We start from the raw sequence: 21,277 nt of genomic DNA on the forward strand, positions 1-21,277 counted from the left end.
TTTCTATGAAACGCATCCCTCTTTCACTGGCTGTCAGCCTTTTCAGTGCCATCATTTTTTTCAGCTGCTCCAACGACGACAACACACCCACCGTTCAGCCGGTACAATCGCAGACGATCAAAAACCTCGCCGCCGACCCCGTAACGATTGATCCACAAACGGGTCAGCCGGGCGCCGGAACCGGCAAGTATACTTTGTTCAGCCTGAAAGACGGCAAGCAGATTGCCAACAGTGATTCGGCATCCAACAAGTGGGACATTGGTTTCAGGGGCACAACCCTTATCGTTAACGGCGGGGCCATCCGGTCGGGACAGGGCGGTGCGTATATCCATACCGGCACGTTCGAAGAACTGACCAGCGTTCCGGAAAGTGTTACGTTCGCCACTGATCAGAGCAGCTCGCAACTGGCCATTACGACCGGTTCGGGCAAAGGCTGGTATAACTACGCCAACACTATTGTTTCGCCGATTCCCGGCAAAGTCCTGATTCTGAAAACCGGCGACGGCAAGTATGCCAAACTGGAAATCCTGAGCTATTATAAGGATGCGCCGGCCACCCCGACCGCTACCAGCGAAAGCCGCTACTTCACTTTCCGATACGTTTACCAGCCTGACGGCAGCAAAAAACTGAACTAGACCGCCGGTACCGGCCTCTATCTCATAGCAAACGGATTGTCAGCAAGGCCGTACGCCTTTGGTGTACGGCCTTCTTATTTAGGCGACATATTTGGCTTTAGTGTTACTTCTGACCCATAATATTCTGTTTTTGTGTTAAATTGGTCCGCAATCGTATTGCCTGATTAATTCGTTAACAAACACAGTTTTATGCAAAAACAATTACTACTGTCGGGGCTATTGGCCACTGCTTCACTCTGCGCATTCGGCCAGGATGAAAAAATTGACCAGCAGATGATGCAGAAAATCCGCGAAGAGGGCCTTCAACGGTCGAAAGTTATGGAAACGGCCTTTTACCTGACCGATGTGAATGGCCCCCGTCTGCAAGGTCCGGGCTTTATGAAAGCCGCCAACTGGACCAAAAACAAGCTTGCGGAATGGGGTCTTCAGAACGCCCGCCTCGAATCGTGGGGCGAATGGGGTAAAGGCTGGGAGGTGGAGCGGTGCTACATCGCCATGACGGCGCCGTATTACAAAGCAATGATTGCCGTGCCACGTGCATGGAGCGGCAGTACCAACAAACTGCAACAGGCTGAGATTCTTTATATCAGCGACTCCGATACAACGGCCCTTGAATCGTACCGCAGCAAACTGAAAAATAAAGTCATTCTGATTGATCAGTCGTTTACGGGCAAGCCATCGTTCAAAGCCGATGCCGACCGGTTTACCGACGAAGACCTGGCCAAAATGGCGGCCGAAAGTCCGGCAGGTGGCGGGCGCGGCGGCCGAAACGGTGCCGATTCAACCTATCGGAACATGATTCAGGCCATGCGGACACGCAACTCCTTTAACCAGAAAATGCGGAAACTGGCCAAGCAGGAAGGCGCACTCGGTATCCTGAATACGACCCAGACCAGTAAGGACGGTACGCTCTTCGTAAGCGGCGACTATGCCAACGCCGCCCTCGGCTCAACCCAGGACGATCTGGCCGATCTGTCGATTTCGATGGAAGACTACATGACCCTGTGCCGGCTCATGAAGGCTAATGTGCCGGTGAAACTGGAACTGGATGTAAAAACGAAATTCCATACGGCTGATACCAAAGGCTACAACGTGCTGGCCGACCTCCCGGGTACGGACCCTAAACTGAAAGACGAAGTGGTGATGCTCGGCGCTCACCTCGACTCCTGGCATGCAGCCACCGGCGCCACCGACAATGCTGCCGGTTCGGCCGTTATGATGGAAGCCGTCCGTATTCTGAAAGCACTGGGCGTAAAACCACGCCGGACGATCCGGCTGGCGCTCTGGAGCGGTGAAGAACAAGGCCTGCACGGGTCAAAAAATTACGTGACCAAACACCTGGTCGATGCCAACAATAAACTGACGAAAGAAGGCGAGAATCTGGCGGGGTATTTCAACGTCGATAACGGAACCGGTAAAATCCGCGGTATTTATTCCCAGAACAATACGGAAGCAGAGCCGGTTTTTGCTCAATGGCTGAAGCCGTTCCACGATCTGGGCGCCACTACCGTGGCCCGGCGCAGCAGTGGCGGTACCGACCACGTATCGTTTGACCGTGCCGGTCTGTCAGGTTTTGGCTTTATTCAGGATCGGATCGAATACGATACCCGTACGCACCACACCAACATGGATACCTACGACCACCTGCAGCCGGACGACCTGAAGCAGGCGGCAACCATTGTAGCCGCGTTTATTTACAATGCGGCCATGCGTGATCAGAAACTACCGATGAAAGCCCCGGTGACGGCGATGCAATCGGCGCGGTAAACTTTTTTGAGGCCGTTTACAAAAAAAACAAAGAAGTAACAGTATGTACGATGTTGAATACCCTTATATACCTGTATACGCCTTAGTGCGTAAGACCACGTAACGGATTTACACTCATCAAACATGCTATTCGCTCATTTTGCTGAACATTCGGTAAAGGATTTACCGTTTTCACATAAAAAGTTTAGATTGTTTAGGTTAAGAAAATGTAAAAACCACTCCCTCGATGAAGGAGTGGTTTTTTGTTTGCGTGCTTTTTGAGGCTTAATAGTCGTGGGGCAACGTAATGTTAACGCGGTCCTGTACCGGTAAGCCCTGGCTATTCATTTGCTCGATGAACGGATCCGGATCCATTTCTTCGCAGTTCCATACCCCCGGCTTATTCCAGACGCCTTTCAGCATCAGCATGGCACCGATCATTGCCGGTACACCGGTGGTGTAGCTAACGGCCTGCCCGCGCACCTCTTTATAGGTTTCCGCGTGGTCGCAGTTGTTCCAGATAAAATACGTTTTCTCCTGACCGTCTTTAATGCCCTTGATCTGGCAACCGATAGACGTCTGACCGGTATAGTTTTCGCCGAGCGAATCCGGCGCCGGTAATACGGCTTTCAGGAATTCAAGCGGAACAATATCAACGCCCTGGAACTTAATCGGCCGGATGCTGGTCATGCCCACGTTCTGCAACACGTCAAGGTGTGTCAGATAGGCCTGGCCGAAGGTCATCCAGAAACGGGCACGCTTCAGGGTCGGGAAGTTTTTCACCAGCGATTCCAGTTCTTCGTGGTAGAGAACATAGGACTCACGCGGGCCGATTTCAGGATATTCAATTGGCTTATGAATCGACATGGCCGGAATCTCAACCCACTCGCCGTTTTCCCAGTAGCGGCCTGGCTGCGTGATTTCGCGGATGTTGATTTCGGGGTTGAAGTTGGTAGCAAACGCCTTGCCGTGGTTACCGGCATTGCAATCGACGATATCGAGGTAATGCATCTCGTCGAAGTGATGTTTGGCAGCATAAGCGGTAAATACCTGGGTCGCGCCCGGGTCGAAACCGCAGCCCAGCAGGGCCATGATACCGGCCTGTTCGAAGCGCTCTTTGTAGGCCCACTGCCAGCTGTATTCAAATTTTGCTACATCTTTTGGCTCGTAGTTGGCCGTATCCAGATAATTGACACCTGTTTCCAGACAGGCATCCATGATTGGGAGATCCTGGTAAGGAAGTGCAACGTTGATGACCAATACCGGCTGGAACTGCTTAATCAGCGCCACCAGTTCAGGCACTACATCGGCATCCACCTGCGCAGTCTGAATGGTTACGCCGTGCATTTCCTGAATTTCGGCTGCAATCCGGTCACATTTTGCCTTTGTACGGCTGGCCAGCATGATGTCAGTAAAGACGTCAGCGTTCATGGCGCACTTATGTGCCACCACGCTACCAACCCCTCCTGCACCAATAATGAGCACTTTTGCCATGTTAATCGAATGGTTTGTTGTCGTTGTATTGATTTGGGCGCAAAGATAGTCCTTATTTGCCGGATAAAGCAGTGATAAATAATGACAAAGAAGTTTGTTACTGAAACAAAATTATTGTATATTCGTTTAGTAGATTAATTCTCTTTATTAAAATCGCTCAAACGTTATGAAACTGGCATCGTCACTCGGCTCTTTTGAACTATCTATATTAGGTTACAGCCAGCAAGGCACCAACTGGCGTGACCGCAACAACCTGAATTGCCGGGTATCAACCTTATGGCAGAAAAATACCGATACACAGACCGCTCCGCTACAGACGTATGAATTAGCCCGTTTGCTGACGGATCTGCAGGCATTGCTTTACCGCAAAATCAACCGTATTTCAACTAATTTTTCGGAACCGGGCCTTAGCGTCGATATTTCCGTTTTACCGAATCAGACCTATTCATGCCAGATTCAGCTTGATCACGATCTGACTCCGTCATGGAATACTTACCCTGATTTTCCGGTCGAAATGAACATGATTCTGACCCGTGCCCAGCTTGAAGAAATGGTTAATCAACTGAGCCGGCAATTGACTGCCTTTCCTGAACGTTAATGCTTTAATCAGATTGAGTAAATAAAAAATATCTTTTAAGATACTCTTTATACTTTAAGTTGTTTTTGCCATAATTGTAGTCTCAAACGGTTCTTTGCTCCCCAAACCGTTTCAGCTATGCTGGCAAAAACAACTTTTTTCTGCTTTATAGTACAAAACCAATACTTTTCTTTGTGAAATCAACATAATTACGCGTTACCACTTGGTAACATAGGGTATTTTTTACATTTTTGTAACGTATATCGTAAAAAGATATAATCAAAACCCTAAACTAACCTGGCTAATCTTACACAAACTGCCTAAATGCAATTTTACCTATGAAAGTTGTAAAGAGACGTAATCGTGCTATGACAATGGAGCGGATTCTGCGGGCAACCGGAGAAGTTATCGCAGAACGGGGAACAGAAAAAGCAGGCATCAATTCAGTAGCCGAAAAGGCACAGGTCAACAAAGTACTGATCTACCGGTATTTTGGCGGCTGGAACGGACTACTGGAAGCGTATGTACAACGCGGCTTTTTCCTGTCGATGTTTAATGACAAATACACCGACACGTTACCGGCCAACATTCCGCCTGCCGACCGCGATAAAGTCTGGTCGGAATACATCCTTGGCCTGACACGTGAATTCCGCTCCCGTAAGTCGTCGCAGGACCTGGTTCGCTGGGAAATGACCCACGGCGAAACAGAACTGGCACGGCGTATTGCCCAGTTCCGCAGCGAAGCGTATGCTAAAATGATTCAGAAACTGGCTCCGTATCCGGACTATGATCCGACCAGCATAACGGCAATTATCCTGGCCGGGATCACCTACCTGACCCTGCTGTCGGACCAGGGGAATCCGTTTATCGGCATTGACCTGCAAAGCGACGCCGGATGGGACCGCATCGAGAAAGGGGTTGAGCGTATTCACCGCAGCCTGAACCGCTCGTTGATTGAGAAAGAAGAAGAAGCGGCCACCAAATAGCCGGAAGCCGTTTTACCTATAAAAAAAGCCCCCGGTTCCATGAACCGGGGGCTTTCGTTTATTCATTCATTAAGGTTTCAATTTCGTCGGCCTCTACCGGAATCCGGCCCATCAGATCGAGGTTGCCGTCTTCGGTAATAAGGATATTATTTTCGAGGCGAATGCCCAGTCCCTCTTCACGAATGTAGATGCCCGGCTCGCAGGTAAAGACCATACCGGGCTCAAAACGGCGGTATTTGTTTCCGACATCGTGTACATCGAGGCCCAGGAAGTGGGACGTTCCGTGCATAAAATACTTCTTATACAGCGGGGCGTCCGGATCCTGTTTAGCCACGGCCTGCGCATCGAGCAGCCCGAGACCGATCAGCTCGGCTTCCATAATTTTGCCGACTTCCTTATGGTATTCGTCCCACAGATTGCCGGGACGCAGCATATCCGTAGCCGCTTTCATGACCCGCAGCACAGCGTCATATACGGCGCGCTGACGGGGCGTAAACCGGCCGCTGACCGGAATTGAGCGCGTCATATCGGCATTATAATTCGCATATTCGGCACCGATGTCGAGCAACAATACATCACCGGCCTGGCATTGGGCACTGTTGTCAATGTAATGCAGCACACAGGCATTTTTTCCGGAGGCAATAATCGGCGTATAGGCCGCACCGCGTGAGCGGTTCATCAGGAACGCATGCATCATTTCGGCCTCAATTTCGTACTCCCAGACACCGGGTTTCACGAACTTCAGCAGCCGCCGGAACATGGTATCCGTAATATCGATGGCCCGTCCGAGCAATTCCACCTCCTGCGGCAGCTTAATTGCCCGCAGGTAGTGCATCACCGGTGCCAGGCGCTCCAGCCGGTGCAGCGGATAGCGCTCCTTAAACTGTTTGATAAAACGCATATCACGGGTTTCTACTTCAGACCCGTTGCGCGTATGTTCGTTGGTATTGAGATAAACCTGCTCCGCTTCAAATACGATCTGAATAAAGATCGCCTCAAACTGGTGGGTCCAGTAAACATTCTTGCGGGAAATACCTGAAGTTTCTTCCGCTTCCTGCTTCGTGAGCTTGTGGCCCTCCCAAATTTCAATCAGTTCGCTGGTCTCGCGCAGAAACAGCACTTCGCGGAAGCGCTCATCGGGATGATCCGGACACAGTACCAGGATCGATTCTTCCTGATCAACACCGGTCAGGTAAAACAGATCGTTGTTCTGCCGGAAGGTCATCGTCCCGTCGGCGTTGGTAGGCATAATATCGTTGGCGTGTAAAATCGCCAGCGACTTCGGTTTCAGTTGTTGTACCAGACGCTGCCGGTTCCGGACAAATAGTTGATTATCAATTGGTAAATAACGCATACCTGAATAAAAGTACCGGGTTGGGTCCGGCCAGTTTAGACGCAGATTGTTTGTTGACAGAAAGCGATCGGCTATTCCGTTCGCAAAGAAAACAGCTTACGGGCAGGAGGAAAAGCGTTTGGCCGGATTCTTTAACAGCGTTATAAGACAAAGCGCCGTATCTTTGCGGCGTTAACCATTGTATCAGGCATCTGTGCAGGCAATCGACACTACACCGTCCGTTTCTTCGGGTAAGCAAAAATTCTCCATGAAGCCGGAGTGGATCTATACCGGCATCGCCGTGGCTACCGGCCTTCTGGCGCTGGCTACCATCCTGGGCCGCTTAGGCCGCTTCTTTTTTCTGTTTGAGCTATGCAGCCATTTTTCCGTTCAGTTCGCGGTTATTGCCGCAGGCCTGACGGTGGTCTGGACCATTCGCCGCCGGTGGCTGCTGACGGGTATTGCAGCCCTGTGTCTGGCATGGCATAGCTATCTGGTATTGCCATGGCTGCTGGCTTCGCCGCCGTCTGTCTCTGATGCAAAAGCCGGTGTGCGGATTCTGCATGCCAACGTGCTTTATACCCGTGACGAGATGCAGACAACGATTGACCTGATCCGACGCGAAAAACCAGACTTGTTTGTGTTGCAGGAAATGACACCTGAAAGCATTAAGCAGGTCACCAAAGCCCTGGCCGATACGTATCCCTACACCGATACGCTGATGGCCAAAGACCCGTGTTACTTACTGGTTGCCAGCCGGACCTCGTTTCTGACCGACCATCAGGCGAGGCGTGATAAGCTGGTGTTTCACCTGATGACCAACATCCGCGACCATGATCTTTCGTTTATCACGGTGCATACCCGCACGCCTATCCTGCCGTCGTGGTTTGACGAACGGAATGAGCAGCTGGCATTTGTCAGCGAACGTATTCAGGAAGTACCGCAGCCGGCGGTTTTGATGGGTGATTTCAACGTCAGCATCTTCTCACCGGTTTACGCGCAGTATTTCGATGACCGGCCGGGACTCACTGCCTGTCGCAAAGGCTTTGGTATCCAGCCAACATGGCCGCGTTACCTGCTGCCGCTGATGCTGCCCATCGACCAGGCCTTTGTCAACAGCGGTTTCCGGACCGTTAATTTCCGTACGCTCCCGCAACCCGGCTCCGACCATAAAGCGGTAGTCGTTGATCTGGCGTTTACAAAACAGAACTAGCCTAACTGGAGCTGACGGTATGTTTTCCGGAATTGGGCCGGTGTAATACCGGTTGTTTTTTTGAAGAGCTTCAGGAAGTACGTGACATTGTTGAACCCGCAGACAAAGCAAACATCGGCCAGGCACTGATTGGTTGTTTTCAGTAAACGCATCGCCTGCTGGATCCGCTGATTATTGATATACTCAATCGGGGTCAGCCCAAACTGCTGCTTAAAACACCGGAAAAAATTCGGTTCACTCATACATGCCTGATCAGCAAGCTCCTTAACGGTCATCTGCTCATGTAGCCGATCCTGAATGTACTTTCCCACGTGTGCTAACCGGTTGGTGTTTACATATGGGTGGTAATTCATCAGCAGCATTTGCCGCGCTTTCGTCTGCATCAGCCGGATCACGAGCTCCTGCATCACCAGATTGGCGAAGACGTCTTTCGCCGTATTATTCTCCGTAAAAATCTGAATCAGGCGGGCAATCAGTTGATTGATGGTGGAATCATTGGTCAGGTAAAAATTAGATTCATCAAACTGCCAGCCTTTTTTCTGATCAATCAGCGGTGCTTTGTCATTCAGGTAGTCCGTCAGTTGTTTGACCTTATCGGGTGCCATTGCCAGCGCCAGACACTGCGTCGGATTCTGCATCCGGGCTTCCGGAAAGTCGATGCACATTGTTTCGTTGGCCGGCATAATTACCGATTCACCGGGCAAAAACTCAAACGACGGCGTATTGGGCAGATGCATCACCTTTTTCCCCCGGATCATACTGGCCAATACCGGGGTGTTGAAGGTCAATTCTACTTTTTCCGCAAAGTGATGCGTCTCGTATATATTTAATTCCGCAGTGTCGATGGTATAGGCCGTGCGATTTTCTACCACCTGCTCCAGTTTCCGGGTTTGCAGGTGCCTGGTTAAATCAAACGTTGCTGACATGGGATTCATATGCATACAATAAGCTCAATGGAACAAAGTGACATCAACTTGATTAGTACTATTTCGGTAAAGGCTAGCATTAACGCGGCTCAAATTGCAATTTTTTCAACAATCTGCGCTATGTTCTTTATCATACTTTACCAATTAACGCATAATTATCCAATCTGGTTACGTCTAAGTCCATTTTGAGAGTATCGTTCAACTTCTTGATACGATAAGCGAACTCTTTTTGTACTCTATCGGCAAAATTTGTGACAGAAACAATGCGATTTTAATCTCCTAACAGACCAGAGTACATGGAAACGATTCAAACCAGCAGCAATACGTTGGCACGGCCAATGTTCAAGGCACAATACGAAAACTACATTGGTGGTCAGTGGATAGCTCCTACAAGTGGTGAGTATTTTGAGAATTTCTCTCCGGTTGACGGCAGTCTGATTGCACGGATGCCGCGCTCCAAAGCAGCAGATATTGAATTGGCACTGGATGCAGCCCATAAGGCATTTCCGGCCTGGTCGCGTACATCCGTAACAGAACGCAGTAACATGCTGCTCCGTGTTGCCGATGTGATTGAGCAGAATCTGGATTATCTGGCGCGCGTCGAAACCATGGATAACGGCAAAGCGGTCCGCGAAACGCTGGCGGCTGACCTTCCGCTGGTTGTTGACCACTTCCGCTACTTTGCCGGTGTGATCCGCGCCGAAGAAGGGTATTCGACCGAACTCGATGCCACGACGGTCTCCGTGATTATTAAGGAACCGATCGGTGTGGTGGCACAAATCATTCCGTGGAACTTCCCGCTGCTGATGGCCACGTGGAAAATGGCCCCTGCGCTGGCTGCAGGTTGCTGTACAATCATTAAACCAGCCGAACAGACACCAACGTCGATCTGCGTACTGATGGAACTCCTGGAAGGCATTATTCCGCCGGGCGTCGTTAACGTAGTCAACGGATTTGGTATCGAAGCCGGTAAACCGCTGGCCCAATCGAAGCGGGTGGCCAAAGTTGCCTTCACGGGTGAGACAACCACCGGTCGCCTGATCATGCAGTATGCGTCGGAAAACCTGATTCCGGTAACGATGGAGCTGGGTGGTAAATCACCAAACATCTTTATGCCTTCCATTGCCGAGGCCGACGACGAGTTCTTTGATAAATGCGTGGAAGGTGCCGTAATGTTTGCCCTCAACCAGGGCGAAGTCTGTACCTGTCCGTCGCGGATGCTGGTACATGAAAGCGTATACGACCGCTTTATGGAACGCGTTATTGCCCGTACTGAGGCGATCAAAATGGGCCACCCCCTCGATCCGACAGTGATGATGGGCGCTCAGGCGTCAAATGATCAGTACGAAAAAATCCTGTCATACATCAACATCGGCAAGGAGGAAGGCGCTGAAGTGCTGACCGGTGGCGGGGCGGCCAACCTCGGCGGTGATCTGGGCAAAGGCTATTACATCCAGCCAACGATCCTGAAAGGCCACAACAAAATGCGGGTATTCCAGGAAGAAATCTTTGGTCCTGTTACGTCTGTTACCACATTCAGGACGGCCGAAGAGGCGCTGGAAATTGCCAACGATACCCTTTATGGTCTTGGTGCCGGTCTCTGGACCCGCGATGCTCATGAGCTATACCAGCTCCCGAGGGCTATCCAGGCGGGTCGGGTGTGGGTAAACTGCTATCACCATTATCCGGCTCACGCGCCATTTGGTGGCTATAAGAAATCCGGTTTTGGCCGCGAAACGCACCTGATGATGCTGAATCATTACCGCCAGACCAAAAACCTGCTGATCTCCTACAGCAAATCGAAATTAGGATTCTTTTGATCAAAGAGCGAGAGAATGAAAGAGCGAAAGAGTAGGTTATCCGCTCTTCACTCGCTGTAACGGGTCACTCTTTATCTCTTTCGCTCTTTCACCCTTTAACTTATGACATCTATCTCGCGTGTATCGGTAACGGATGCGGCTGTCCGGGTTATTGAGCAATTACAGGCCGAATACGGCGATCTGATGTTTCACCAGAGTGGCGGCTGCTGCGACGGCTCAGCACCGATGTGCTTCCAGCTTGGCGACTTTCGGGTTGGAACGTCCGATGTTTTATTGGGCCACATTCACGGGTGCCCGTTCTGGATGTCCGAAGATCAGTATGAGTACTGGAAACATACCCATTTAACGGTCGATGTAACACCGGGCCGGGGCGCCAGTTTCTCGCTGGAAATCCCGATGGGCCTCCGCTTCCTGATTCGCTCCCGCCTGTTAACGGATGCTGAGCTAACGGATCTGGAAACGCCGGTAAACGGAGCTACGTAACAGCTGTATCAAGCGAGTCTCTTTTGGCGACAAGCATGAAGGTGTCGGGCAATTCACCCGACACCTTTTTTTCAGATAGCCACCATCACACAACCGCAGCCGGTTATCCGGCATCATAAACTACCCCATTCTCATTTTCTCCGCTTTGCTTTCACAACCAGTTCTTTATAACCAAATGTCGGATCGGGTTCGCGGACAAAGACCACATCGGTCATAACCCCGATCACGATCTCGGCCGTCGTATAAATTTTACATCCCTCCCACAGATGGCCGCCAATGGTACGTCCGGTTGAATCGGAGACCGACAAATGGAGATGACTCCCGTTGGCAGAGAGCGTACCAACCAGCGATACAATTTCGAAATGCCCTTGCCAGTGGGTAGCTTTTTCCTGATTAGCCAACCGGAGCTGCACATCGGTCAGGCTCCCGACGCAGGTCAGCAGGGCTCCTGCCTCAATTCGTTTTTCTTTGACAACCAGATCGATTTGTTGTTTTAAGTCCTGTCCTGGTTTCAGGCGAAAGGAAAACGTCTCCAGACGCGAAGCCACAGGCTGGGCACTGAGATCCATCATACTATAAAAATAGAAACATACATTGAACAATAAAAACCGAAGCATATTAGTTAGATTGATGTGAGATTGATCTGACCGTATGCGAAACTACATTACCCGGCTCTTTCCAGCTACTTTTTTATTTATCAGTTCTGCCTTTACCCCTGATGTTCACCCTGTTGTACCTGAAAAAACGGCATATACTCACCTGAATGCCGCGTGGGAAGCCAATGAATATCAGGTGATTGATTCGTATGCCATCCGGACACCGGAAGCCTATGCCCGTAACCTGAAAAGCTTAGCAACTTACCTGACGGCTCCCGCACACAGCGAAACGGCCAAGGCTCGTTCAATTTATGCCTGGATACTGAGTCACATCCGCTATGATGGTTCTATTTACAGCGGTCAGGTGTATTACTCGGAAGTGGATTATGCAACGAAGGTCCTGAATAGCCGGCGGGCTGTCTGCACAGGCTTCGCGCTTCTTTACAAACAATTGCTGAAACAGGCAGGTGTACAGGTTGAAAATGTCAAAGGGTATTCCCGCGTGAGCGATTCGCAGGCGGGTATGCCAATTCCAAGGCTCGATCACGAGTGGAATGCAGTCCGGCTGGACGGTGACTGGTATCTGGTTGACCTTACCTGGGCTGCCACAACGGCCAAAGACGGGCGGTTTAATGACCACTATTTCCTGACCGATCCGGAACAGTTTATTGCCCAGCATTACCCCAATGACCCAAAATGGCAACTCTTGAGCCGACCGGTCAGCAAAGGGGAGTTTGACCGTTATCCGAAAATTCATGATGCGTATTTCCGGCTGGGATTTAATCCGGCTTTTCCGAAACGCGGATTGTTGCGCGCCAACGGACAAATTGTTCTGACGTTTGATAACCCCCATCAGGCCGTTGAATTTACCTGTTCGGTAGGCAGACCTAAAGGGATTATGACTTCGCAATCGGATGTGGCCGTCAGAAAACAGGGATCAACCTACCAGTTAGCCCTTGATTTACCTACTAGCGGTACCTACACCGTCTATGTGTTTGCGAAGCCTAAAAACGGCTATGAGCGCATTAAATCCTACGAAGGCATTGCCACCTTTCTGGTCGTGAATAATTAATTGGCCGGATGGATTGGATACTGAATAACAAATAAAGGACGTTTGGAGGCAAACCGGATTTTAGCCAAATCCCAATAACTCTTTCGATCCGGCATCTTAAGCACCCAATATCTTAAGTACCTGATAGCATAAAAGGGACGGGCCCGGAGGATTTTCCTCCGGGCCCGTCCCTTTTATAACCGTTTTATATTTATTAACGGCGGCTGCGTGATCGGCGTGTAGGTGCCGGAGCAGGTGCAGTCAGTTTCTGATATTCAGCATCTGACAATGGACGCAGGCTGGTGATCGAGTATGTATTGTCGCTGATCACTACGCTGAATGAACCGATTGTTGATTCAGGCTGGCCGTTGCAAGGAGGCTGCGTAACGGTGAATACCGCACGGAAGTTCTGTACTTGCGGACGAACACGACGACCTTTGTAGCGTGTAACCGAACCACTTTCGATACGTGACTTCTCTGTCTGCAACAGTTGAGCCAGATCGCCGGGCAGATCTTTCAGGTTCAGTACCAGTTGTTCGTTTTCGAACGAGTACTCACCAGCCAGACGACGGTTCAGACTACGGTAGCGCAGACGGGTAACTGTATCACCAACTGACGTAACGGTACCATTACAGTAACATACGTTAGCCACTTCACGTGTGTAAGGCGTACGGTAGTTAACTTCCAGACGCTCCAGTTTGTGTGTATACTTACATGGTGCGCTGGCCAGAACAGGTTGTGCCGGATTCAGGAAGGCGAAGCTTGTAGTAGCCACTTCGCTCATACAAGAACCACATTTTGCATCCTGACGGTTGTGTACCGTCACATAGTAGAAACCACGACGAGGCTGGCCGTTGTTCAGGAATTCTGCCGGCAGCGACAGTGTCGTATCGGTCGTGTTGATTTTCTGAGCAATTACCTGATCACCGGTTGAGGTAACAACTGTGTCCGGACGGTAGTACAGACGAGCGGTGAACGTTTCGTTGCGTGCGTTAAGCGTTGTGCTCTTCCAGCTAACAACCGGAGCCGTCATCGTTTGGGTCAGGCTGTCACGATAAGCCACGGTCTGACCGTTGATACGCATGTTGTTGAAACGAACAGCAACTGTCGGGATTGAATCGCAGGTAGGGCAGGTTGTCGGTGCTTTTGGAATCAGGCGTTTCTGGTTAAAGCCTTTCCGAACGGCCAGACCGGCACTGAAACCACCGTGCTTACGTTCAAACTCCATCAGCTGACCGGCCATATCACCGCCATTGTCAACGATCAGATAATTCAGTTTTGTGTAAAAACCTTGTGCCTGAACGCCCAGATGCCAGTTATTACGCAGCGGGAAGAATACGCCCAGTGACATTATACCACCCGGGTGGTATAGTTTATCACTCGGATTAACCGAACGAACAAGACGGTCGTTCTGGGCTGGTACGAATGCAGCAATCGTAGCAGCTTCTGTGCGGAACAGACCTCCACGAATGGCAAGCTCCAGGAACGATGTACAGGTCGGATTCCGGCGGCTACGGGCAAAAATCCACTGCAATGCCGGACCGATTGTCAGGTACATATCTTCTGACGAGCGGTGAATTACCGAAACCTGACCGGCAGGGATACCACGGCTTACGCCTAACTGCACCAGATAATCACGGTAAGACGAACGGGTGAAATAATTCTGGTAGCCTAAAGCAGCCCCCACCCCAAATTTCAGACGACGTTCAGGACGTGAGAAATAGTAATCGGCGTTACCAGTAATGTTAAATCCTGTACCGTTGTACAGTGATTTATCACGTGGGTTGGGGCCGAATGTATTTTCCCATGTACCGCAATAAGCAAAGTTAGGGCCTGCGAACAGACCTACTTTCCATGGTGACGGACGACGAACCAGCACAAACGTCTGCAACGTTGTATCGCAGTCGGTCAGTTCGGCTGTACTTCCGTACTGCGCTTTGAAATCAGCCCGCTTCAGCGTATCGCTGTAAGGGCGAATCCCCAGCTTAAATAAATTTTCACGGGGAGTACAACGGTCTCCCTGGGTAGTTCGGCGGACGGTGTCTGCTTGTTGAGCGTAGGCTTCCGGCGACGAAAAAAACAAACCCGTAACCAGCGACCCCGCAGCCGCATAAGTTACAAATTGACGCCATTTTGCCCGTTCAAAGAGGAGTTGTCGGATAATTCTGGTCATGATAAACGACATTTTACTATTTTGAGACGAAACTTGTAATTGTCTGTCACTATTCCAAAAAAATACGGTCAGGACTGCTAAAAATCCATTTTTTTTATCCAATTGCCTGATTTGTGTCAGCAAGTCGCATAACGATGCAATTCCTGGAAGTTTACAATTACATACTTTCGATACTCTTAACGTTACTATTTAAAAATGTACTTTAAAGTTTATTCTCCGGTCCTGATCTACTGAACTATGTACGGGACACGTAAGCAGCCGTTTCCGGATTCTTTTTATTAATACGTGTCATCTGACTGAAGTAACAGCCTAAGCCCGAAAATCACCTCTCAGCATTAATGTTCATACCAGAGAATGGTAACTTACAAACGCAAACTTACAGAAAAGACAATTGTTTGAGCAAATCAAAAATATAGCCTCGCTCAAGCTTACGTTATTGCCAGTTATGGCTAAAAACATCATAACCAGCGCTATAAAAATAGATAATGTCTGTAAACCACATACTAGAAACTTAAGTAAGTTAGTAAACGGTATTTCCTTCTATTCACTTTCATATATGTCAGTAACTTAAGCCTCAGTCCTTACCCCATTGACAATCAAATTGTTTATGTAAACCATGTGGTTTTGAGGCTGATTTGACCTAATAAATGGATACCTGCTTCAGATTACGCGTTTTTTTGTAAACTCCGTAATCGATGTTTTCAGTAAACCGGCAATGGAATTCAGACAAAACAAGACGCCACGATCAATCAGTGCTTTTGCCTGATCGCCGCTTGCTGCTGTTGTACCGGCAACCAGGCCCGCCTGATTAATTTTTTCTACGACTCGGGCAATGGTTCGTTTGACATCTTCATGTCCCGGCCCTTCAATATAGCCAAGCGACAATGCCAGGTCACGCGGGCCCACTACAAACCCGTCAATACCCGGTACTGTCAGCAGCTCGTCCAGGTTATCTACCGCCTCCTTTGTTTCGATTTGTGGCAGTACTAACATCTGCTCGTTAGCAAACTCAATGTATTCTTTCTGATCAAACGGCCCTTGCAGGTAAGATGCCATCCGGACAAATCCGAGCCCTCTGTCGCCTGCCGGCGGATACTTCACGGCTCGCACAAGCGCCTGCAAATCTTCTGCGGTTTTGATGCCCGGCATCATGATACCCATAACACCCGCGTCAATAAACTGCAGAATTAGCTTCGGATCATTGCTGCGAATCCGCGCCAGCGGCGTAATACCACCCAATTCACAGGCCCGTACTATATCAAGTGCCTGACCCGGCGAAATCGGGCTATGCTCACTGTCAATCATGTAATAATCAAGACCGAAAACGCCGCACATTTCAGCAATTGTCGGATCCGGTGAGTTCGACAGCACACCAAATACAGGTTGTTTATTCTTTAGTTTTGTTTTTACTGCGTTTTCTTTCATACGTCTACATATTCGTACCGGCAAGGTAGCATAAATGTGACTTGATAACCAGCCTGTAGCCTGTCGTAGCTTCTGTTTACTACCCTAGACCGTGATTTTGGCCTTTTCGTTGCCAGCTATCCAACTTTTTTTGTGCAGGAGTCTAACCCGGCACCTGTTTTCCCGGTTTCTTAGTCAGGCAGATACTTCTTGCTGACGAATGGCGTTTATTCGGAATAACCTGTACATTCAAGGCTTCATAAGCTCTATAGACAACAGCTATCACTTTTTTTCTGACGCTCCCGAACGTACATTAAACCATTAAGACAATCATTATGGAAACCTATTACAAACCTGAAGACCTCAAAAAATTTGGCCAGATCGGTGAATTTCAGAAAGAGCTGGCCGATAAGTTTTTCAGCTATTATGGTGCTGTTTTCGCCGAAGGCGCGCTGACTGCCCGCGAAAAATCGCTGATTGCTCTCGCTGTTGCCCATACGGTACAATGCCCGTACTGCATTGATGCATATACCAGCGATACGCTCGAAAAAGGCTGTTCGGAGCAGGAAATGATGGAGGCCGTACACGTAGCTGCCGCAATCCGTGGCGGTGCTTCGCTCGTACATGGAGTCCAGATGATGAATAAAGCCAAAGAGCTATCCATGTAAAGGCCTCTATACGGCCAGGTTTGGCTACGAAGGCGCAACCACCTGAAATAAGTAAGGGCAGCCCAAGGGCTGCCCTTACTTATTTCACATACAACACATTGCTTACCGGCCGCTCGCCGGTATGAATCCACTGTTTACTATCAGACGGATAATTGACAACCCCGTTTTCGGGCTGACCCTGAACCCACATCGTTGTTGACCCTCCGCCGTCTAAGTTTATGGCATCACGGCAACCCAGCCATTTCATGACCGATGCCAGCTCGTGCAGATTCAGGCCGGCAGCCTTAGCGTTCCGGCCATCAGCCGTCAGCAGCAGAACCTTATTGTCGGTTGTGACGCAGGCGCAAGTCCTTGGGTGACGATTATCGTTGAACGCATTTTTCAGCAACGGATGCCGGTTGCCATCCAGGATCAGTAGCGGGCCGGTTACCATCACATCCGGTGCGGTCAGGGATCGCTCCCAGCCTGCCTGGTTGCCGCCCAAAACGATCTTCACCTTATTCTTCTCAATCAGAATAGCTGCCTGCTGGTGTTCCGGCAATGCCTTGCCGGGGGTGTAGCGGGTTGTGTCCATCAACTGCCCGCCTACCGTAATCATATCTACCGATCCGCCGTTTTTTACATCAAAAAAGGTTCCGTTTACAGCGGCCAATGCCCTATCCCGGTTGCCGAACCAGCTCGTTGGCTTTAACTGCTGACCTGCCGACCCAAACCGAATGGAAGGCTTCCGTCTGCCATTCGGAAACATCAGGATGTTTATATTTTGCGGTGCCTGAAAAAGTGTGTCAACATGCGCTTCACGCCAGACAATACGCCTTTTAACTTTCGTTTGTTTCCAGGTCTGACGGGCAAACCGGAGTGAATCAGACGGTGGTTGGGCAAAAGCGGGGCAAACCGCCAGACAGAGCAGAAAGCAGATGAATCTCATAACGGCAAAAGTAAAAGAGACGACCGGGTTGTTGAGCTTCAAGGCCGGTTTAGTAACAAATATTTCACATTAAGCTATTTTTCGGGACGGGATTAAACCCTGCCTGCTTCTTGCTATCTTACCGACATAAAGACAACCTTTTCACTCTTTACCAGCATGAAAGCGAAACTGATCCTTGCCATATTTTCTTTTCTGACACTTGCCTTTACGCAGGCACGGGCCGATGCCGAATTCTTTCTGCGCATCAGTGACGAGGGTCGCTACACGGTCTCTATCGATGACCAGACCATAACGGTGTCACGTGGTCGTTTCCGCTTTTTTGACCTGCCGGCCGGGCGTCAGCGTATTGCCATTCTGCGTAACAATATGCAGGTTTTTGAAGACTGGATCGACCTCCGCAACGATAGCCGGACGGTCGCCGAATTTATGCCCCGCCGCGGTATCCGCACCCTGTCGGTTTATCCGTTATACATCAACGGCCGCTATTGCGGACCCGACTGGGATCAGGGATACGCCAACAACGGCCCGGGATGGCCTAACGGCAACCCCGACCGCCCCAATGGTAATACATGGCCGGATCGGGACCGTCCGGGCAATGGCAGCTACCCGCCGAACACGAATACTGCGGCGATGAGCCGATTTGAGTTTGAACAGTTGAAAAGCCGCGTCAACCGCGAAAGCTTCGACGAACGCAAATTCGAACTACTCCGTAATGTACTGCCGGGCCGTCCGCTTTCATCCGCTCAGTTATCAGACCTGCTGCGCCAGTTCTCATTTGATAAATACCGGCTCGAAACGGCCAAGGTCGCCTGGGAATCCGTCACGGATCGTCCGAACTATTATATTGTCTTTGACACGTTCAGTTTCGAAAGCTCGAAGCGTGATCTGAAACAGTTTATTAACTGGCGGTAATCACTCCGTTAATCGTATAGAAAAGGGCGGGCAACCGCCTTTTTGTTTTTCGGGGAAGTTCGTGGATTCTGTGTCTATTTTCCGATCCGTTGTTATCAATCCGCGCCAAAATCATTAAAATCGCAGCTTATCTCAACTACCAACAGGAATGAAAACAAACGTATTGACGCTTTTAACGCTCCTCATTTCATCAACGGCTTTTGTTTTGGCCCCAAAACCGGCACCTATTGAGGTCATTGCCTATTATTCGGCCGGGCCGGAGCAGGTGGCAGACATCAATCCCCAAAAAATGACCGACATTATTTATAGTTTCGGTCACCTCAAAGGCAACCGGTTCGCGATCGATAACGCCAAAGATTCGCTGACACTCAAAAAACTCGTTGCCCTCAAAAAACAAAATCCTGCACTGAAAGTCCATGTGTCGCTTGGCGGCTGGGGTGGCTGTGCTCCCTGTTCCGAAATCTTTTCGACGGAAGAAAACCGGCAGGTATTCGCGAAATCGGTCAAGGAAAACCTGCTTTACTTTGGTGCCGACGGTATTGATCTTGACTGGGAATATCCGGCGATTCCCGGCCACCCCGGCCACCGGTGGGTTCCGGAAGACAAGCCGAATTTCACCCGCCTGGTTCAGCAACTCCGGAAAGAATTAGGCCCGAAATACAAGATTACGTTTGCGGCCGGTGGCTTTCAGCGCTTCCTGGATGAATCCATTGATTGGAAACCGGTTATGGCGGTTGTTGATCAGGTTAATCTGATGACGTATGACCTTGTACACGGGTATTCGACCGTAACCGGCCATCATACCCCCCTGTATTCGACACCTGAGCAGAAAGAATCGACGGACAATGCCGTACAGTGGCTGATTAAACAGGGTATTCCCCGCAAAAAGCTGGTGATCGGCGCGGCCTTCTACGGACGTATGTGGGAGAATGTTGCCAATGTTAACAATGGCCGCTACCAGTCGGGCAAGTTTAAATCCGGCACCAACTACCGCGACCGCAACAACGTGATGGCTCCTGAAAAAGGGTTTACTTATTACTGGGATGATACGGCCAAAGCCCCCTATCTCTATAACGCGGCAGAAAAACTGTATTTTACCTTTGACGACCCTCGGTCGATTGAAGCCAAGACCAAATACGCCATTGATCAGAAACTGGGTGGAATTATGTTCTGGGACTTAAACGGTGATCAGCCAAAAGGTGGCTTGCTGGACGTTATCGACCGGGTGAAGCATCAATAAAACAGTCCCCAGTTATCCTGAATATCGTTGGTGCGGTCAAAGCTTTTTACCCATTCAACAAACAGCACTCTGAACTGCTCAATTTCTTCACGGAGGAGTTTAATGTAAGCAGGATCGCACAAGCGTTCGGCGCGCAGATAATTGGTCTGAGTCAGGAGTTCGCGGGCGTGGATTTTGATCAACACCGCGTTCTCCATCCGGATCGTATACAGATCGCCTCCTTCTGCACCCACGATTTTCGGCGCCAGCATCATGGCATTGGCGATCATTTGTTCGTGCATCATCAGAATATCCGCATCTTTGTCGATCGTATCGGCAATGGCCTGAGTAATATCCAGCACTTCCTGTGCTTTTTTCAGTACGGGAAGGCTTTCGATACGCCGGTTTTCAGCTTCCAGCTCACGCTGAGCCGCCTCGGGGTCATAATTTTCCTCGAAGTCGTCCCAGTCAAATGGCTCGTCATCATCATCATCAAACCGCATACAGTATGGCTATTTTTATAGCAAATGAACACAATCGTTTGCCAAAAACAAATCCTTACACATAAAAATGGAACTAACCGTCAGTACGCCTGCTATCCTGTTCTCAACGGTGTCGTTGTTGATGATTGCCTTTACTAACCGCTTTTTAGCCATCGCCAGCCTGATCCGCGATCTGCACGAAAAGTTCCGTACCAATCCCGACTCAGTGTATGTTGCTCAGATTCAGAATCTGCACCGCCGGTTATTTCTGATCCGGAACATGCAGATTATCAGTATCCTGAGCTTGTTATTGAGCGCCATCTGTATGCTGGTGATTTTTCAGGGTAGTCAGCCAGCGGCCCGCTGGCTTTTTGTGTCGGCGCTTCTCCTTCAGATTGTAGCGCTTGGTATCTCGGTAGTAGAGATTTCTATCTCGATTAATGCCCTGAAGATTGAGCTTAGCGACATAGAGCATGAGCTCACCTACCCTTCGCTTGAAGCTACGCGTGAACGTTTTTTTTCACGCCGGAACAAGAAGCAAAAGTGACACAATCGTATAAACATTTCTACATATTACAAAACTGATTTACTTCCCCTTCTCGCAAATAATCCGTACTTTGGCAGCCAATTA

At 49.8% G+C, this 21,277-nt stretch carries 20 protein-coding genes; 12 read left to right on the plus strand and 8 right to left on the minus strand.

The window, feature by feature from the left end; translation table 11 throughout:
- Nucleotides 1-5: 5 nt before the first annotated feature.
- A complete protein-coding gene (locus BLX24_RS07065; protein ID WP_071502419.1) occupies nt 6-635 on the plus strand; it encodes an HmuY family protein in 630 nt (209 codons plus the stop codon).
- Nucleotides 636-824: 189 nt separating this feature from the next.
- On the plus strand, nt 825-2,402 hold the full coding sequence (locus BLX24_RS07070) for a M20/M25/M40 family metallo-hydrolase (protein WP_071502420.1): 1,578 nt from the start codon (nt 825-827) through the stop codon (nt 2,400-2,402).
- Between the two features lie 264 nt (nt 2,403-2,666).
- Here BLX24_RS07070 and BLX24_RS07075 read toward each other — a convergent pair whose 3' ends face one another.
- Nucleotides 2,667-3,875, minus strand: a complete 1,209-nt coding sequence (locus tag BLX24_RS07075) for a saccharopine dehydrogenase family protein (protein WP_071502421.1) — start codon at nt 3,873-3,875, stop codon at nt 2,667-2,669.
- A gap of 166 nt (nt 3,876-4,041) precedes the next feature.
- Between BLX24_RS07075 and BLX24_RS07080 the strand changes: the two genes are divergently transcribed.
- Together BLX24_RS07080 and BLX24_RS07085 are read left to right on the plus strand one after the other, a co-directional pair.
- On the plus strand, nt 4,042-4,473 hold the full coding sequence (locus BLX24_RS07080; protein WP_071502422.1) for a WapI family immunity protein: 432 nt from the start codon (nt 4,042-4,044) through the stop codon (nt 4,471-4,473).
- A gap of 317 nt (nt 4,474-4,790) precedes the next feature.
- Nucleotides 4,791-5,438 carry a TetR/AcrR family transcriptional regulator gene (locus tag BLX24_RS07085; RefSeq protein WP_229201725.1) on the plus strand — a complete coding sequence of 216 codons (648 nt, stop codon included), beginning with the start codon at nt 4,791-4,793 and terminating at the stop codon, nt 5,436-5,438.
- A gap of 58 nt (nt 5,439-5,496) precedes the next feature.
- Here the strand turns inward: BLX24_RS07085 and BLX24_RS07090 are convergent, their stop codons facing one another.
- Nucleotides 5,497-6,792 (minus strand): aminopeptidase P N-terminal domain-containing protein, encoded by a 1,296-nt coding sequence (locus tag BLX24_RS07090; RefSeq protein WP_071502424.1) that lies wholly within the window; start codon nt 6,790-6,792, stop codon nt 5,497-5,499.
- Between the two features lie 193 nt (nt 6,793-6,985).
- Between BLX24_RS07090 and BLX24_RS07095 the strand changes: the two genes are divergently transcribed.
- Nucleotides 6,986-7,984: an endonuclease/exonuclease/phosphatase family protein gene (locus tag BLX24_RS07095; RefSeq protein ID WP_143092596.1), complete on the plus strand. Its 999-nt coding sequence runs from the start codon at nt 6,986-6,988 to the stop codon at nt 7,982-7,984.
- Here BLX24_RS07095 and BLX24_RS07100 read toward each other — a convergent pair.
- Entirely contained in the window at nt 7,981-8,910 is a 930-nt protein-coding gene (locus tag BLX24_RS07100) for an AraC family transcriptional regulator (RefSeq protein WP_229201726.1), read from the minus strand. The two genes, BLX24_RS07095 and BLX24_RS07100, sit on opposite strands and share 4 nt — an antisense overlap.
- A 338-nt stretch (nt 8,911-9,248) precedes the next feature.
- Here BLX24_RS07100 and BLX24_RS07105 point away from each other — a divergent pair, with 338 nt between their 5' ends.
- Both BLX24_RS07105 and BLX24_RS07110 read left to right on the plus strand, forming a co-directional pair.
- Nucleotides 9,249-10,730, plus strand: coding sequence for an aldehyde dehydrogenase family protein (locus BLX24_RS07105; protein WP_374754998.1), 1,482 nt, complete (start codon nt 9,249-9,251; stop codon nt 10,728-10,730).
- Between the two features lie 102 nt (nt 10,731-10,832).
- Nucleotides 10,833-11,213 (plus strand): DUF779 domain-containing protein, encoded by a 381-nt coding sequence (locus BLX24_RS07110; RefSeq protein WP_071502428.1) that lies wholly within the window; start codon nt 10,833-10,835, stop codon nt 11,211-11,213.
- A gap of 131 nt (nt 11,214-11,344) precedes the next feature.
- Here BLX24_RS07110 and BLX24_RS07115 read toward each other — a convergent pair whose 3' ends face one another.
- Complete coding sequence (locus BLX24_RS07115) at nt 11,345-11,785, minus strand: PPC domain-containing DNA-binding protein (RefSeq protein ID WP_229201727.1); 441 nt, start codon at nt 11,783-11,785, stop codon at nt 11,345-11,347.
- Between the two features lie 79 nt (nt 11,786-11,864).
- Here BLX24_RS07115 and BLX24_RS07120 point away from each other — a divergent pair, with 79 nt between their 5' ends.
- A complete protein-coding gene (locus tag BLX24_RS07120; protein WP_071502429.1) occupies nt 11,865-12,881 on the plus strand; it encodes a transglutaminase domain-containing protein in 1,017 nt (338 codons plus the stop codon).
- A gap of 193 nt (nt 12,882-13,074) precedes the next feature.
- Here the strand turns inward: BLX24_RS07120 and BLX24_RS07125 are convergent, their stop codons facing one another.
- Complete coding sequence (locus tag BLX24_RS07125) at nt 13,075-15,033, minus strand: hypothetical protein (protein ID WP_229201728.1); 1,959 nt, start codon at nt 15,031-15,033, stop codon at nt 13,075-13,077.
- Nucleotides 15,034-15,693: 660 nt separating this feature from the next.
- Nucleotides 15,694-16,458 (minus strand): HpcH/HpaI aldolase family protein, encoded by a 765-nt coding sequence (locus BLX24_RS07130; RefSeq protein ID WP_071502430.1) that lies wholly within the window; start codon nt 16,456-16,458, stop codon nt 15,694-15,696.
- A 314-nt stretch (nt 16,459-16,772) separates the two neighbouring features.
- On the opposite strand from BLX24_RS07130, the gene BLX24_RS07135 reads away from it, so the two are divergent.
- A complete protein-coding gene (locus tag BLX24_RS07135; RefSeq protein ID WP_071502431.1) occupies nt 16,773-17,105 on the plus strand; it encodes an arsenosugar biosynthesis-associated peroxidase-like protein in 333 nt (110 codons plus the stop codon).
- 79 nt (nt 17,106-17,184) lie between these two features.
- Here the strand turns inward: BLX24_RS07135 and BLX24_RS07140 are convergent, their stop codons facing one another.
- A complete protein-coding gene (locus tag BLX24_RS07140) occupies nt 17,185-18,033 on the minus strand; it encodes a phosphodiester glycosidase family protein (protein ID WP_071502432.1) in 849 nt (282 codons plus the stop codon).
- 156 nt (nt 18,034-18,189) lie between these two features.
- Between BLX24_RS07140 and BLX24_RS07145 the strand changes: the two genes are divergently transcribed.
- Nucleotides 18,190-18,945, plus strand: a complete 756-nt coding sequence (locus BLX24_RS07145) for a proline and serine-rich protein 1 family protein (RefSeq protein ID WP_071502433.1) — start codon at nt 18,190-18,192, stop codon at nt 18,943-18,945.
- Between the two features lie 148 nt (nt 18,946-19,093).
- Nucleotides 19,094-20,185, plus strand: a complete 1,092-nt coding sequence (locus BLX24_RS07150; protein WP_071502434.1) for a glycoside hydrolase family 18 protein — start codon at nt 19,094-19,096, stop codon at nt 20,183-20,185.
- Here BLX24_RS07150 and BLX24_RS07155 read toward each other — a convergent pair.
- Complete coding sequence (locus BLX24_RS07155) at nt 20,179-20,667, minus strand: hypothetical protein (RefSeq protein ID WP_071502435.1); 489 nt, start codon at nt 20,665-20,667, stop codon at nt 20,179-20,181. The two genes, BLX24_RS07150 and BLX24_RS07155, sit on opposite strands and share 7 nt — an antisense overlap.
- Nucleotides 20,668-20,734: 67 nt before the next feature.
- Between BLX24_RS07155 and BLX24_RS07160 the strand changes: the two genes are divergently transcribed.
- Nucleotides 20,735-21,193, plus strand: a complete 459-nt coding sequence (locus BLX24_RS07160; protein ID WP_071502436.1) for a DUF2721 domain-containing protein — start codon at nt 20,735-20,737, stop codon at nt 21,191-21,193.
- The last annotated feature ends 84 nt before the right edge of the window (nt 21,194-21,277 follow it).

It is taken from the genome of Arsenicibacter rosenii, assembly GCF_001870735.1.
GTDB lineage: Bacteria > Bacteroidota > Bacteroidia > Cytophagales > Spirosomataceae > Arsenicibacter > Arsenicibacter rosenii.

Excerpts from the sequence above, each read along its gene's own strand:
- BLX24_RS07065 (WP_071502419.1), top strand. The coding sequence starts at position 6 with ATGAAACGCATCCCTCTTTCACTGGCTGTCAGCCTTTTCAGTGCCATC.
- BLX24_RS07070 (WP_071502420.1), top strand. The coding sequence starts at position 825 with ATGCAAAAACAATTACTACTGTCGGGGCTATTGGCCACTGCTTCACTC.
- BLX24_RS07075 (WP_071502421.1), bottom strand. The coding sequence starts at position 3,875 with ATGGCAAAAGTGCTCATTATTGGTGCAGGAGGGGTTGGTAGCGTGGTG.
- BLX24_RS07080 (WP_071502422.1), top strand. The coding sequence starts at position 4,042 with ATGAAACTGGCATCGTCACTCGGCTCTTTTGAACTATCTATATTAGGT.
- BLX24_RS07085 (WP_229201725.1), top strand. The coding sequence starts at position 4,791 with ATGAAAGTTGTAAAGAGACGTAATCGTGCTATGACAATGGAGCGGATT.
- BLX24_RS07090 (WP_071502424.1), bottom strand. The coding sequence starts at position 6,792 with ATGCGTTATTTACCAATTGATAATCAACTATTTGTCCGGAACCGGCAG.
- BLX24_RS07100 (WP_229201726.1), bottom strand. The coding sequence starts at position 8,910 with ATGTCAGCAACGTTTGATTTAACCAGGCACCTGCAAACCCGGAAACTG.
- BLX24_RS07105 (WP_374754998.1), top strand. The coding sequence starts at position 9,249 with ATGTTCAAGGCACAATACGAAAACTACATTGGTGGTCAGTGGATAGCT.
- BLX24_RS07110 (WP_071502428.1), top strand. The coding sequence starts at position 10,833 with ATGACATCTATCTCGCGTGTATCGGTAACGGATGCGGCTGTCCGGGTT.
- BLX24_RS07115 (WP_229201727.1), bottom strand. The coding sequence starts at position 11,785 with ATGATGGATCTCAGTGCCCAGCCTGTGGCTTCGCGTCTGGAGACGTTT.
- BLX24_RS07120 (WP_071502429.1), top strand. The coding sequence starts at position 11,865 with ATGCGAAACTACATTACCCGGCTCTTTCCAGCTACTTTTTTATTTATC.
- BLX24_RS07125 (WP_229201728.1), bottom strand. The coding sequence starts at position 15,033 with ATGACCAGAATTATCCGACAACTCCTCTTTGAACGGGCAAAATGGCGT.
- BLX24_RS07130 (WP_071502430.1), bottom strand. The coding sequence starts at position 16,458 with ATGAAAGAAAACGCAGTAAAAACAAAACTAAAGAATAAACAACCTGTA.
- BLX24_RS07135 (WP_071502431.1), top strand. The coding sequence starts at position 16,773 with ATGGAAACCTATTACAAACCTGAAGACCTCAAAAAATTTGGCCAGATC.
- BLX24_RS07140 (WP_071502432.1), bottom strand. The coding sequence starts at position 18,033 with ATGAGATTCATCTGCTTTCTGCTCTGTCTGGCGGTTTGCCCCGCTTTT.
- BLX24_RS07145 (WP_071502433.1), top strand. The coding sequence starts at position 18,190 with ATGAAAGCGAAACTGATCCTTGCCATATTTTCTTTTCTGACACTTGCC.
- BLX24_RS07150 (WP_071502434.1), top strand. The coding sequence starts at position 19,094 with ATGAAAACAAACGTATTGACGCTTTTAACGCTCCTCATTTCATCAACG.
- BLX24_RS07155 (WP_071502435.1), bottom strand. The coding sequence starts at position 20,667 with ATGCGGTTTGATGATGATGATGACGAGCCATTTGACTGGGACGACTTC.
- BLX24_RS07160 (WP_071502436.1), top strand. The coding sequence starts at position 20,735 with ATGGAACTAACCGTCAGTACGCCTGCTATCCTGTTCTCAACGGTGTCG.